The organism is Flavobacterium sp. P21, from assembly GCF_050632225.1.
Classification (GTDB): domain Bacteria; phylum Bacteroidota; class Bacteroidia; order Flavobacteriales; family Flavobacteriaceae; genus Flavobacterium.
Window position 1 is genome coordinate 3,127,803 of the sequence record NZ_CP192585.1, and the last position, 13,541, is coordinate 3,141,343.

15 protein-coding genes and 2 pseudogenes are annotated in these 13,541 nt (G+C 33.7%); 10 read left to right on the forward strand and 7 right to left on the reverse strand.

From position 1 onward, the window contains the following. Nucleotides 1-85 precede the first annotated feature (85 nt). Nucleotides 86-733: a hypothetical protein gene (locus tag ACQ9BO_RS15705; RefSeq protein WP_431241510.1), complete on the reverse strand. Its 648-nt coding sequence runs from the start codon at nucleotides 731-733 to the stop codon at nucleotides 86-88. Nucleotides 734-738: 5 nt separating this feature from the next. Beyond that, complete coding sequence (locus ACQ9BO_RS15710) at nucleotides 739-1,176, reverse strand: hypothetical protein (protein WP_132991091.1); 438 nt, start codon at nucleotides 1,174-1,176, stop codon at nucleotides 739-741. Between the two features lie 282 nt (nucleotides 1,177-1,458). On the opposite strand from ACQ9BO_RS15710, the gene ACQ9BO_RS15715 reads away from it, so the two are divergent. Both ACQ9BO_RS15715 and ACQ9BO_RS15720 read left to right on the forward strand, forming a co-directional pair. Then, nucleotides 1,459-2,319 (forward strand): hypothetical protein, encoded by an 861-nt coding sequence (locus ACQ9BO_RS15715; protein WP_431241511.1) that lies wholly within the window; start codon nucleotides 1,459-1,461, stop codon nucleotides 2,317-2,319. 18 nt (nucleotides 2,320-2,337) lie between these two features. Further along, nucleotides 2,338-2,463 carry a hypothetical protein gene (locus ACQ9BO_RS15720; protein WP_431241512.1) on the forward strand — a complete coding sequence of 42 codons (126 nt, stop codon included), beginning with the start codon at nucleotides 2,338-2,340 and terminating at the stop codon, nucleotides 2,461-2,463. A gap of 93 nt (nucleotides 2,464-2,556) precedes the next feature. Here ACQ9BO_RS15720 and ACQ9BO_RS15725 read toward each other — a convergent pair whose 3' ends face one another. Continuing rightward, on the reverse strand, nucleotides 2,557-2,682 hold the full coding sequence (locus ACQ9BO_RS15725; RefSeq protein ID WP_431241513.1) for a hypothetical protein: 126 nt from the start codon (nucleotides 2,680-2,682) through the stop codon (nucleotides 2,557-2,559). A 76-nt stretch (nucleotides 2,683-2,758) separates the two neighbouring features. On the opposite strand from ACQ9BO_RS15725, the gene ACQ9BO_RS15730 reads away from it, so the two are divergent. From ACQ9BO_RS15730 to ACQ9BO_RS15765, 8 genes and pseudogenes are all read left to right on the forward strand, one after another. Further along, nucleotides 2,759-3,463 carry a hypothetical protein gene (locus tag ACQ9BO_RS15730; protein WP_431241514.1) on the forward strand — a complete coding sequence of 235 codons (705 nt, stop codon included), beginning with the start codon at nucleotides 2,759-2,761 and terminating at the stop codon, nucleotides 3,461-3,463. Between the two features lie 65 nt (nucleotides 3,464-3,528). Then, nucleotides 3,529-4,113, forward strand: coding sequence for a hypothetical protein (locus ACQ9BO_RS15735; protein ID WP_431241515.1), 585 nt, complete (start codon nucleotides 3,529-3,531; stop codon nucleotides 4,111-4,113). Nucleotides 4,114-4,261: 148 nt separating this feature from the next. Beyond that, nucleotides 4,262-4,570, forward strand: coding sequence for a hypothetical protein (locus ACQ9BO_RS15740; protein WP_431241516.1), 309 nt, complete (start codon nucleotides 4,262-4,264; stop codon nucleotides 4,568-4,570). A gap of 11 nt (nucleotides 4,571-4,581) precedes the next feature. After that, nucleotides 4,582-4,857: a hypothetical protein gene (locus ACQ9BO_RS15745; RefSeq protein ID WP_431241517.1), complete on the forward strand. Its 276-nt coding sequence runs from the start codon at nucleotides 4,582-4,584 to the stop codon at nucleotides 4,855-4,857. Nucleotides 4,858-4,883: 26 nt separating this feature from the next. Then, nucleotides 4,884-5,372, forward strand: a pseudogene (locus tag ACQ9BO_RS15750) (S8 family serine peptidase); the annotation flags it as partial. 210 nt (nucleotides 5,373-5,582) lie between these two features. Next, a complete protein-coding gene (locus tag ACQ9BO_RS15755; RefSeq protein WP_431245135.1) occupies nucleotides 5,583-6,254 on the forward strand; it encodes a S8 family serine peptidase in 672 nt (223 codons plus the stop codon). Between the two features lie 12 nt (nucleotides 6,255-6,266). Next, nucleotides 6,267-7,205, forward strand: a complete 939-nt coding sequence (locus tag ACQ9BO_RS15760; RefSeq protein ID WP_431241518.1) for a peptidoglycan-binding domain-containing protein — start codon at nucleotides 6,267-6,269, stop codon at nucleotides 7,203-7,205. Further along, nucleotides 7,166-7,495, forward strand: a complete 330-nt coding sequence (locus tag ACQ9BO_RS15765; protein WP_431241519.1) for a hypothetical protein — start codon at nucleotides 7,166-7,168, stop codon at nucleotides 7,493-7,495. The genes ACQ9BO_RS15760 and ACQ9BO_RS15765 overlap by 40 nt, the downstream gene beginning before the upstream one ends. A 49-nt stretch (nucleotides 7,496-7,544) precedes the next feature. Here the strand turns inward: ACQ9BO_RS15765 and pheT are convergent. The 4 genes and pseudogenes from pheT to ACQ9BO_RS15785 all read right to left on the reverse strand — a co-directional run bounded on the left by pheT (nucleotide 7,545) and on the right by ACQ9BO_RS15785 (nucleotide 13,518). Continuing rightward, a pseudogene (gene pheT / locus ACQ9BO_RS15770) lies at nucleotides 7,545-9,963 on the reverse strand (phenylalanine--tRNA ligase subunit beta). A 174-nt stretch (nucleotides 9,964-10,137) separates the two neighbouring features. After that, entirely contained in the window at nucleotides 10,138-11,133 is a 996-nt protein-coding gene (locus ACQ9BO_RS15775; RefSeq protein WP_431241520.1) for a hypothetical protein, read from the reverse strand. Nucleotides 11,134-11,314: 181 nt separating this feature from the next. Next, on the reverse strand, nucleotides 11,315-12,178 hold the full coding sequence (locus tag ACQ9BO_RS15780; RefSeq protein WP_431241521.1) for a bestrophin family protein: 864 nt from the start codon (nucleotides 12,176-12,178) through the stop codon (nucleotides 11,315-11,317). Nucleotides 12,179-12,207: 29 nt separating this feature from the next. After that, the gene (locus ACQ9BO_RS15785; RefSeq protein WP_431241522.1) at nucleotides 12,208-13,518 is read right to left on the reverse strand and encodes a TolC family protein; all 1,311 of its coding nucleotides are present in this window, start codon (nucleotides 13,516-13,518) and stop codon (nucleotides 12,208-12,210) included. Between the last annotated feature and the right edge of the window lie 23 nt (nucleotides 13,519-13,541).

Here is a 13,541-nt window from a genome sequence, read left to right on the forward strand (position 1 = left end):
TAATTGTTTTTCTTCTTCAAAAAATAAAAGAAAATAACCAACAAGATGATTAGCAAAGTTAAAAAAACAATGCCTAATGAAATGACTAATAATTGTATTTCTTTTCGCTCCATAAAAATCCGATAATATAGCGACTGTGTGCTAAAAGATTCAATAAAAATACTACTAGGCTAAAAATGGATTCATCGTGTTTGATCAAAAACCAATTTAATGCAAGCATAAAGGGCAGAAAGGGTACATGAAAAACCAATATTCCTAATATGTACCAAAAGAAAACTGATTTTTTGAAATTTAATATTTTATCCGAATTAAAAATTTCGACCAAATATAAACAGGCTAATATCATAATTAATAAAACTCCAATTGCAAAACTATATGTGTAAGAATGGTTTATATCTTCTTTGAAATATAAAATGTTTAAAAAGTAAGAAACAATAAACAAGAAAAAACAAAGAAGAGCTGTTAAACGATGATTTACTTTTGTTAATAAGCTCCGCAAAAGCAAGATATAGGCCGAAAACGTGACGAGCATATAGAAATTGAAAACGTAGTAATTCAATAATCCGGTCCATTCTGTGAAATAATATCCAACTCTTTCAATTACTACAGAAAACCAAATTAGAACTACTAAAAATTTAGCTCTAAAGTTTGGAAGTTTTTTTATGGCTAGCAATCCAATAATTCCAGAAAATAAAGCTAAATAGAAAGTGTAAAATCGTAAAAATTCAAACATATTTTTTAATATTCTAGAGCAGGCGGTCTTCCGATACTGCCATAATTCATTGGTTCGATACTTGAAATGTCGCTTTCTCCATTTTCCATCATTAATGCAAGAGTATGTACTTCTCCTTCTTTAGCTACCTTTCTTATTTTCTTTCCAGTAGCTTGTAAAAAAACGGTCATTAAACCTGCTTTTTCTTCATATTTTTTTTGTTCGGGATATACCCCAAAATAAATACGAATTCCATTTACGTCATATCCAGTCTTTTCACCTTTTGATTTAATATAATGAATATAGTTTTCAAGTTCTTCGACAGAAAACCAAACAGCATTGGCATCTTCCTTTTTAATGTATTTCGCAATAATGCTGGCTCGGTATTTCATGAAATTAGAATGCAATTCTTTTGCAAATTTTCTAGTAATTAATTGAGTCGGTCTTCCAGTTTCTCTTTCCATAATGATAAAATTAAATCTTTAATAATTGATGGTTTAATTGATTTGTTGACTACTGTTTTAATCAAATAGTATGGGCAAAATTATTTTAAAGCCTTACAGCGGGCAAGGGGAAATATCCCCTTTTTTGTAAGGGTAAATTTATTTAAAAATTTGGGTTAAAGTACTGTTTTGTAAGAAATTATAAAGAAACAATTTTACATCGTTCCTTTTGTGCACAAAATGGATAGGCGAAATCTGAAAAGCCTGTTAATAGAGTAAGAACAAATTGTAATACTAAAAGTTATGAGTTTATATCATGAAGTTTTTCAGGGAGAATCATTCAGCGAAGACAATTATTTTGAAGCTGTACGATATGTTTTAGGGCCAGAATATTCTAATTTAAGCGAAAGTGAATTAGAAGATGTCCTTTTATCACGAGTAAATCAAATGACCGAAAGTGAGGCAGAAGGATTTTGGTCAAGTTTAGGAAATGTTGCCAGCAGTATTGGTTCTGGAGTTCTACGCGGTGTTTCGGCTGTAGCTCCAATTGTTGGAACTGCCGTTGGAACATATTTTGGCGCGCCTCAGATTGGTGGTGCCGTTGGAGGATTGGTTAGTAATTTAGCAGGAGCTGGTAGCGCGGCTTTAGATAATAGCCGTCAGCCACAACGCAGACCAACACCGCAACAGCCCTACAGACCAGCGCCTCAGCCACAACGCAGACCGGCACAACCGTCAGCTTTTAGACAAGCTTTAGGCGACACAGGACGTTATTTGGCGAATGCAGGTAGAGCTGTAGTTCCAGCAATTCAGCAGTATGTGCAGGACAATCCAGTGGCGCTTCGCCCTCAAGTCGCACAAGATATTGGTAGAATACAAGGTTTGTACAATCAGTTGGGCGGTGTGATTAATAATCCTCAATTTCAGGCTGGTCAGGCACAACAAAGCTTAGGTACTGCAAGTCCAAATGCGCCAATTGAAAGCCACTCTTTTGCTGAATTGATTGAAAATGTTAATTATCTAACAGAGAATATCTTGTATGAATATTACAACGGAGGATTGATTCCTACTGAAGATTACTACGTTGATCAATATGGCCAATTTGTGGGCACAAACACTCCTAACCGAATCAATAGACTTGAAAATTCTATTGCAAGTTTATAAAACCTAAATGTTATACCAATGGATGCTTATTTAGAATATTTGAAAGAACATAATCCTGAAATGGCTAAATATTTTGAGCTTATGCGACCCATGATGGAAAAAAAGAGCCTGAAGAGGAAAAAGAAATCCCAAAAATTGATTTAGAACTTGAAGAAAGAGTCAAGAAACTAAAAAAATCAATCATAAACTTTTTACCATAATTGAAGGGCTGAAATTTCAGCTGGAATTTGAATTAAATCAAAATGATGATTTAGCAAAAGCGATTGGTGCCTGCACAGAATGTTTTGGAGACAATCCAGACTGTCCAGAATGCTTCGGCACTGGAAAACCAGGCAACAATGTTCCAGATTTTATTCTTTTCAACAAATATATTCAACCAGCCATCCAGAAATATAACAAACATTATTTCAACAAAAATTAACCATTAAAAATTAAAATTATGAGCTATTTTGAAAGTTATTTAGACGAAGATTTATTGAATGAAGATTATTTCAACGAAGATCTTTTAAGCGAAGATTTATTAGAAAGTTATGACGAAAGTTATGATGAAGCTGTAAAAAAGAAACCTTTCATAAAAGGAATTAAACCAAGTATTAGTTCTGCAGTTAAACAAAAGTCAAACTTTGGAAAAGCCTTGAGCGGAAGAGCTAATGATTACGCCACTAAAAGTGAATTGAAAAAATCATTGGATGCGATTTCAAATCAGGTAAATGAGCTGAAAAAAACATCAATTGCAACTAATAAAACTTTGGTTGCATTAGATCAAAAGCATACAGAACTTGCAAAGATAGATGCCAGAAAAGGCGACAATCAAACAAAAGTTCTCAAAAATATGCAAATGATGAGCATGATGGGATCACTATTAAATCAGCCAAAATTAGTAACAGAAAATCTTGAAGTTACGGGTTCAGGAACTGATGCTAAAATTATAGCCAAAGATGGTAAAAATCCAATTTACATTGATCAGACGATGTCTTTGCTATTGCCAATGATGACTACAATGGGTGATTCAGGTTCTGGAAAATCAGACAATTCAAATATGATGCTTCCATTAGTACTTATATTATCACAACAAAATCAAGGCAATACAGCAAATAACAACAACATTTTGCCTATTGCATTGATGATGATGATGAATAAGTAAATTACAGAGAGGGCAGTTGAGCCTCAATTGCCCTTTATTTTCTATTAACCTTAAAACTATGCAAGATGAATCCATTTAGTATATTAATCAATTATGTAATTGCCAACAGCAGAGCAAGTTTCTATAATGTTTCAGGAAATCAGGAAATTACAAATACAGCGCTTTTAGCAGGTGCAGTTTCTGAAAATCCGTTGCTGAATTATTTAATCATAGAGAATAAAGCCAAGATTGAAGGTGATAAATTTATTGCTGACAAAGCTACTGATCCGGGAAGAAATACTACTTCAGGTACTGCGTCTACCACTACGGCTACAACTACGACAGAGAATGATCCTAAAGCAACGCAATCTGAAGGAAATGCTACCGCAAATGTGGTAACCTTAGAAACTTTACAAGCAAAAATTTCAGAAAGCACTGCAAATCTGGAAAGTCAGATCGCTAAAATTTCAGAGAATAACAGTAAAGTAGAAAAAATCATAGCAGAAACATTACTACCAAGAATTGAAATTTTGGAAAAGAATAATGCTGATATAAATGTTGCTATTCAGGAAATTAAAAACAGATTAGATGTTATTGCTAAAGCGCTTCCTGCTTCTGAAGCTTCCGCTGTTGTCGATCAAAAACCACCTGTTAAAAATGTAAAAAGATGAAAACAGCTGTCACTGACCAAGAAACTATTCGTTTAAATAAAATTGAAGAAAATACGGCTCAAATTTTAAAAAAATAAACTCGATTCGCCCAAGTTTTTATGCGAAAAATCTAAAATTTTCAAAAAAAGCTGAAGAAGAAAAGACAAAGTTGTTTAAGGAATTGATTCCGAAAAAGATTTTTTCAATTGATAAAACGTTAGAATTATTAATCAAGGTTTCAGAAGATCCTGATTTTTCCAAACTAGATCAAAAGGATCAAAATTTTATTGTAGGATTAAAAAATATTGATCTCAAAAACAGCCAATATGTTTATGAGATCAACAGTTTTGTATTGCAGGGCAATGATTTTGATGTAGTTTTCTCTTCCTTGGCTGAAGAAATGCTTTACTTCAATTATCTAAATTCTGAACTCTTTGATATTGATGGCAAGTTAAGTTTAATTCGTCTACATCATTAAAATTACGCATTATGGATCCGAGACTCAAAGTTATTTTATACGGAAATCCCGATGAAGAATTATCGCTTTTGATGCGTTTAGAAAAAGAAAAGGAGTATCCTGATAATTGTAAAATCATTTCGGAATTTGGAAATATTGTGAGTATTAGAACACAACGACGTTTTTTATGCCCAATTTACCAAAGTAAAAAGGTAAAAAGCTTAAAGGCGGCAATGGTTGTTCCTGCCAATGATTATATTGAACTTGCTCCTGAAACCCAAATTTTGGACAAAAAAATGATGTTTTAGATGAGGCAGTTTCAAATGTTGTATTCGGAATTATTGATTTTGGATTTGATTTTACACATCCAGATTTTATAAGCAATGGAAAAACACGTTTTGAGAAAATTTGGGTACAATCTGATCGATATGACGGCAATAAATATGGATATGGAAGAATCATTACAAAAGCACAAATAAACGAAGCTTTGTTAGATGAATTTCCGTTTAAAAAACTAGGTTATCATCCAGGAAAATCGGATTTGTTTGGCAATGGAACACATGGAACACATGTACTCGGAATTGCCTGTGGCAACGGCTCAGTTGCGCCCAAAAGTTTCGCTCCAAATGTGCCAATAATTGCAGTTGATATGGGAACTAATCTTGTTAATGGATCTAATTTATCATTAGGTGATTCAGTGAAAGGTGCTGAAGGTTTGTGTTTGATTACGAATGAAGCTGGTGAAAGACCTTTGGTAATCAATATGAGTTTGGGTGGTCATGGTGATGCACATATGGGAAAAACGTTATTTGAACAGATCATCGATCATATTGTAACGACACGAAAAGGAACTGCTATTGTGCAAAGTACAGGAAATTATCATCAGTCAAATGCGCATACTTACGGCGATATCAAAGAAAATCAAAAGGTCAAAATTCCATGGATGTTTAAAAAACACGATCGGACTCCCAATGAAATGGAAATTTGGTATCATGGAGACGATATTTTAAGCGTAGATATATATGATGATAATATGAAACTCTTGCTTTCTTCAAAACCTTTTAAAGATGAAATAATTTTAAAAGATGATGATGAAGTCGGGATTTGCCTGCACAGAAGCAACGAACCCAATACAGGAAAAAATCAAATCAATATTTTGGTTAACGGCAAACTGGATTCGAAATTTTGGACGATAGAATTGGTTGGCAGAACTGTAAAAAACGGGCGTTATCATTGTTATATTGAGCGTGATGATGGCGGACAATCTATTTTTTTGCCTGCAATTGCAAATAAAACCCATACTACAAATTCAATTTGCAATTCAAAATACAGTATTGTTGTTGGAGCTTATAATCAAAATGATGACTCAAAACCTATTTTGTCTTTCAGCAGTTCTGGCCCAACAGCAGATGGACGCATGAAGCCTGAGCTTGTTGCACCTGGTTTTAAAATAAAATCATCCTGCTCGTCTTCAAACAGAGAAAATAGAGCATCAAATAAGCTAACATCAAAAAGTGGTAGTAGTATGGCGGCTCCATATGTAGCTTCTTTAGTAATGAAAATTCTTGAGAAAGAACCTAATCTTGATATTATTTCAATAAGAAAAAAACTTTTCAACGCCTGTGATCTTGCTTCCTTTAAGGAAAATAATTTCGAGATTTTTAGAGCTGGACACGGCTATATCAATCCGAATAAAATAACATAAACATGGAATACTATGGAAAATTTAATTTCAAATCCCTCAGTTGTAAATCAAAATCCTCCTGTAGTAAGTGCACTTGTAAACAGTGTAGGGTTAAATGCAGTAAACAATAGATCTGACGTACTACTAATACAAAATTATTTAAAAACATTAGGTTATCCCGTGCAAACCAGCGGGAGTATAGTAAATAATCAAACGGATAGCACCATTATCTCTATTCTTAACTTTCAGGCGAATAATAGCATTCAGGTCACTGGGAATATTAATCCGGGTGATGTGACTTTTAATGTCTTGAAACAATTGAATAGTGTAAATACTTCGCTGGTTGAATCGGAAGACGAATCCCTGCATCAGCCGTTCTTAACAAATTCATTTTTATTTAGAAGAAATGCAGGAAACGCAAATACATTGAATGTTATTTTTGAAGGAGATTCATGGCTGGATTATCCGGTTCCGACTATTCTGGATTTATACGATACAATTACAGATCGAAATCAAAGATTGAATTTGAATTGTCTGCATTTAGCGAAATTTGGTGAAACAACTTCACAAATGTATGCCGACAGAACTCATTTTGTGCAATATGTAAGCAGTTATCGCATTGACCGAATTTATTTTAGCGGAGGCGGAAACGATGTCTTTCCACAGTTGGGCAGAATAGTAAATGCTGGTGTAACTTCTTTCGATCCAAGCTTTTTTACTGATCAAGCGAAGTTGACAGAACTCAGAAGTTTGTCTGGAGATGCGTTGTACCAAAAATGTATTTTATATAAAAGATTTCTAAATACAAATACTTTTGATCGTGCGCTGTTTAATTCGGTTAATTTGAATTCAATTTTCAGTACAATTATGCGAAATTATCTGAGTTTTGGAAATATTGTAAATACATACGCAACGCCAAATACTTTTTTTATATGCATACTTACGATTATCCGTTATTTAAGCTTGGTGTAAGACCTTCAATTGTAGGCGTCGATTTGCCTCTTGGTCCTTGGATAAAACCGGTTTTTGATCGTTTGGGAATTGCCGATGAAATTTTAAGATCGTATATCATTATTCGTTTATTGGACAAATTTTATGCTCTATTGTGTCAAATCAAGAATCATTTTGGTTATTACGGTTATCGTTTCCAATGCAGGATAATTGATTACCGCGGACTTTTAAATTCTTCAGAATATTGGCGAGATGAAATTCATCCAAACTCGGCAGGAGCGAGGAGATTGTCGACGAGAGTCAATTTTTAATAAAAAAAACCTAGCCGTTAAGCTAGGTTTTTTATTGAAAATTATATTGTTATCTTAAACTTGCACCAAGTTCCGTTTCAAAAGTTTGTTGCAATTTCGACATGATTTTGTCGATTTGAGCATCTGTAAGTGTTTTTGTATTATCTTGAATGGTAAAACTCAAAGCATACGATTTTTTGCCTTCTGGAAGTTTATTTCCTTCATACACGTCAAACAAGTTGATGTCTTTTAAAAGTGATTTCTCAGTTTGTTTTGCCAAATTAAAAATGCTTTCGTATGTCGTACTTTGGTCAATCAATAACGCCAAATCTCTTCGCACTTCAGGATATTTAGGAATTTCAGTGTATTTAATTTTTCCAGTAATGATTTTCAAAACTAAATCCCAATTGAAATCAGCATAATAAACATCTTGTTTGATTCCGAAGTGTTTTAATATTGACTTTTTAACTACTCCCATTTCAACCAAAGTATCATTGTTGTAGCAAATAGCTGTTCCTTCTGAAAAAATATCAGATTGAACTGGCGCATTCGAAATTTTGTCAATCCCTAAACGAGCCAAAACAGCTTTTACATATCCCTTCAATAAAAAGAAATCAGTTGTTTTTTGAGGATTTGTCCAGCTTTCTTTGTTTCTGTTTCCAGAAATCAATAAAGTCAAATGTTTGTGCTCTTCGTAGCCAGTCAAATATTTATGATATGATTTTCCGAATTCAAATAATTTCAAATCCGAATTTTTTCTATTGATATTGTATGAAATAGCTTCCAATCCAGAAAACAACAAAGATTGACGCATTGTTGATAAATCACTGCTCAAAGGATTCAACATCGTTACGTTATGTTCTTCTTTTAATGAAGTCGAAAGTTTTGCATATGCCGCTGTTGTCAAAGAGTTTGCCATCATTTCATGGAAACCTTGAGAATTCAACTGAGAGGCAATTACATTTTGTACTTTATAATCTTCTGTTCTTGGTGAGTTTGCTACAGTTGCATTGAATTTTTTAGAAAAATTAATGTTGTTGTAGCCATAAACACGTAAGATTTCTTCAATAACATCAATTTCACGTTGCACATCAACACGGTAAGCAGGAATTGTCAATCCTAAACCAGAATCAGAAACACTGTTTACTTTGATATCTAAAGAAACTAATATTTTTTTGATCGTATCTTTTGGAATTTCCTGCCCAATTATTTTATAAACGTGGCTAAAATTCAATAAAACAGAAAAATCTTCTACTTTTTTAGGATAAACCTCTACAACATCAGAAGTTATTTTTCCACCAGCAACCTCCTGGATTAAAAGCGCCGCACGTTTCAAGGCATATTCCGTAATTGTTGGGTCAATTCCTCTTTCGAATCTAAATGAAGCGTCAGTGTTTAATTGATGTCTTTTAGCCGTTTTACGAATGCTAACAGCGTCAAAATAAGCGCTTTCTAAAAAGATTGTAGTTGTTCCGTCAGTAACACCAGATTTTTTCCTCCAAAAACTCCCGCAATACATAATGGACCTTTTTCGTCACAAATCATCAAATCTTCTTTGTGTAATGTTCTTTCAACATCATCAAGAGTAACAAATTTTGTTCCTTCTGGCAATGTTTTTACGATTACTTTTCCGTTGATTTTTGCGGCGTCGAAAGCATGAAGCGGTTGCCCTAATTCGTGTAAAACATAATTAGTAACATCGACAATATTATTTTTGGAGTCAATCCAATAGCTTTTAAGCGATCTTGAAGCCAGTTTGGAGATTCTTGAACCGTAATTCCTGAAATTGTTACTCCACAGTATCTTGGAGCTAAATGCGAATCTTCAACATTAACATCGATTTTTAGTGTACGCATGTCCACTCTAAAATTGCTTACAGATGGCGTAATTAATTCAACGTTTACACCACGTTGCAACATTCCGGCTCTTAAATCACGAGCTGTACCGAAATGGCTCATTGCATCGGCACGGTTTGGAGTCAAACCAATTTCGAAAACTTCGTCATTTGTAATTTTGAAAACTTCTGCGGCTGGAGTTCCAGGAACTAACGCCTCATCAAGAACCATAATTCCGTCGTGGCCTGTACCTAATCCTAATTCATCTTCGGCACAAATCATTCCGTGGCTTTCTTGCCCACGAATTTTTCCTTTTTTGATGGTAAATTCAGCACCATCTTTATCATATAAAACAGTTCCAATAGTTGCAACTGGCACTTTTTGTCCTGCGGCCACATTTGATGCACCGCAAACAATTTGTACAGGAGCTTCTTGACCAATATTTACAGTTGTTACTTTCAATCGGTCTGCATCAGGATGTTTTTCGCAAGTAAGTACATGCCCCACAACAACTCCTTCTAAACCACCTTTTATAGATTGGTATTTTTCTACAACTTCTACTTCCAAACCTAAATCAGTAAGAAGTTCTGATGTTTGTTCTGAAGTCCAGTCTGTTTTAATAAATTGTTTTAGCCAGTTGTAAGATATTTTCATGTTAGTTTTATTATTCTTGTATGAGGATGTAAATATAAGGATTGATCAGCGGAGTTGGAAACATTTTTTTTGTTTTTTGATAAGGAGTTTTTTCAAAATAAATGTTTTTATCTAAGTTTTACTAATGCATAAAAAAAGAGAGAATTAATTTCTCTCTTTTTCTTTAAGTTTAATTTAATTAGTGGTACATACTCCTGCATGGACAATTAACCAGAAACTTCCATCTCCACTATATGTTAGGTTGTAAGTGTCTGTAGTTGTATTGTTTAAAGTATGCTGATTGCCATATTGACCAGGAGCGACAGTGGTTGGTGGACTATCAGATAAATAAACATGTGTTTCTGTAAATATAGTTCCAGTATGAGTTGCATTTAGGGTTACTTGTACGTTGCTTCCTTGGATAACAACCGTTACAGTTCCTGCCAAATATCCATTGTTGATATTATTTTGCCCAGCGCCTGCATACAAATTATAGGTGTAAGTTCCGTTTGTTACATTGTTATAAGAAGTAACCCAGCCCCATTTTTCAGAAAGATTCAAGCTGTTGAAAGTGTTATTTCCAAACATGTATGCTGTATCGCAAGTAGTTTCTCCAGGAGGATCGTCTGAGGTACAAGTTCTTAAACAGTAGTTAAAGTAAGTTGCCCAATTTTTACCAGGAAATTTAATGTCTCCAGCCCAACCGGTTTCGGTTCTTACTGTAGTGCCGTTTACAATATTTTTCATAACTGAATGAGCGGCAATGTATAGGCATCTATTTGAATCTAAGATTATTGACGAAAGAGGGATTGTAAAAGTGTACATTTGAACTAAAGGATTAAAGCTTTTTTTGTATGGAAATTGACCCGGAATTGGATTTCCATTTGCAGTTGGTACATTAGCATACGGACCAACATATAAATGCATTTCGCTAAAATACCAATTTGGTAAAGCAGTGTATGTCACATAAAGGTTTGTGGCATCATTTTCAACTAAAATTTTGCCCGAGTTTGTAAATTGCCCGGCCTTAATGTCGATTGAAATAGGATCACATTCTGAATAAGTTCCTTTTGCAGTAAGAGAAGAACTGTCTGTTTGTTTAGCTTCGGTTTGCATGTCAGTGCTAACAGGTTCAGTAGTACAGTTGCCAATCAGAAAAGCAAAAACCATGAGTAGAATAATTTTTTTCATAATAACAAAATTTAAAGTAGTAATAAGAAAAAATTAGATGCAACTCAAAAGAGGCGGTTTAAATTGCTGACACAAAGTTTATGGCAAAATTTCAACATTTCAAAGAATAGTCGTTGAATGAAATGTTTTATTGGTTAAGCGGAAATTTTGTAGGGATTTAATTGCGGATAATGCAATTTTGCTAAATCAGTTCTTCGACATGTCTTTTAATGTTCTCCGATATTTTTTTGATTGGCAAATCATTTTCATCATCGCCAAAAGGATCTTCAATTTCTTCGGCAATTAACTCCAAACTTGCCAAAACATAAAAGATAAAAACAACAACAGGAACGACATAATAACCTAGACTCAAGGAATATCCAAAAGGCAAAGTCATAATGTAAAAGAAAATAAATTTCTTTATAAAAGCGCTGTAAGAGTAGGGGATAGGTGTGTTTTTGATGCGTTCGCAGGCACCACAAATATCTGTAAAAGCAACTAATTCTGCGTTTAAAATAATAAGCTGATCCCCAGTTATCTTTTGTGACTCATATAAAGCATTGATTTTATTGTACATCATTTGCTTTACTTGATTCGGTTTGTGTTTGTGATGGTCCAACTCTAAATCAACATCTTCAAAAAGCTGTTTTGCGGTGTCGGAGTTGTTCAAATGTTTGTATAAAATGGAAGCATAGCCAGGAATGAACTTTCTGAAAAACTTTCGGTCATTTTCATCTTTTAAAATAGCCGAAAGTTTTATCGCAAAGTTACGGCTGTTGTTGACTAATCCGCCCCAAAGTTTTCGGGCTTCCCACCAGCGGTCGTATGCAGTATTTGTTCTAAAAACCAATAAAAGTGAAATCACAAAACCCAATATTCCGTGCATTACAGGAATATTTTTAAGATAATGGTTTTCATCAATTCCAAAATAAATTACTTCAACATAACCGACAATGCCAGCATAAATACCAATGCAAATCATTACGGGAAATAATTGCCTGATCGTGTCTGATTTATGAAAATGAAAAATAAAACTAAACCACTCTTTTGTGTTGTATGCAATCATTTATATTTGTTTTTTTAAACAAATTTAAATTAAAAATTAATATTTCCGGCTAATTCTCTCAAGGCAATTTCAGATAATTTTGCCTGATATTGAGCATTGCTGTAACGCACTTTTGCATTAACATAATTTAATTGTGCTGTTCTGAAATCAAGCGTTGTAATAGTTCCGATTCTAAATTTATCTAACGTAATATCTAAGTTTTGTTTGGCAATTGTTACGTTATCTTCTTCTAAATCAATTAATCCCAAGTTTGTTTGGTAAGTTTGAAATGCGGTGCTCAATTGTGTATCCAAAATCATATTTTGCTGATCAATAGCAATTTGAGAATTTTCAATTTCCATTTGTGCTACTTTTTCATTTCGGTGCTGATTCAAACCGTCAAATATGTTCAATCTTGCATTAAAACCGTAATTAAAACCTTTTGAAGACGATTGACTAGTAAAACCCAAACTTGATTGATTTTCTGAAAAATTATACCCAGAAGTAAGATTTACAACCGGATAACGATCTGCTTTTATTTGTTTTAATTGAAGTTCTGCAATTCGTTTATTAATAATTTGAGCTTCAACAGCTGGATTTTGTTTATGCGCTAAATCAGATAATTCAGCTAAATTCATTGCATTGTCAACGGTAACCAAATCGGTAACCGTGAAATCGATTTTAGGATCTCGTGCTAAATATTGGTTCAGCAAAATTTTAGCATTAGCGTAGGTTTCTTTTTGTCTTAACAAAGCAACCTGATCTGAATTTAAATCAACCTGAGCATTTAAAACTTCTAATTTTGAAGCTTTTCCAATACTGAAACGGTTTTGTGCCAATGTCAATCTTTGCTTCGAAATTACGATTGTCGTATCTAAAGCGACCAATTGATGTTGTTGTTGCACAAGATCATAATAAGCTGAATTCACTTGGACAATTTTGATCAAAACAGTTCTTCTTAACTCAGAATCACCTAGTTTTTGAAGCTCTTTTAATTGATCCAAACGTGCAAACATTTTCATTCCGTCAAAAACAGTCCAGTTCAGGCCAACTCCATAACTTAAAGTATTGTTTTTTGCATTATTTAACGAAGTTGTTGTTCCGTCCTGACGTGTTTGTGATGAATTTGTAACACTGTTATTGTCATTTACTGTAGCGGCAACGGTTGGAAGTAATCCCGCATTTCCAATCGTAACATTGGTTTCGCTTATTTTTGAATTGTTCTTAGCAATTCTAATTTCAAAATTGTTTTCTAAAGCGATTTTTGTAGCATCTTCAATAGTCAAAACTCCTTGAGCGCTTGTTTTTGCAAGGCACAAAAAGATAATTAGTAAAGTGCTGTATAAATTTTTAATATTCATATTTATATTCTTTTGCCAGAAAA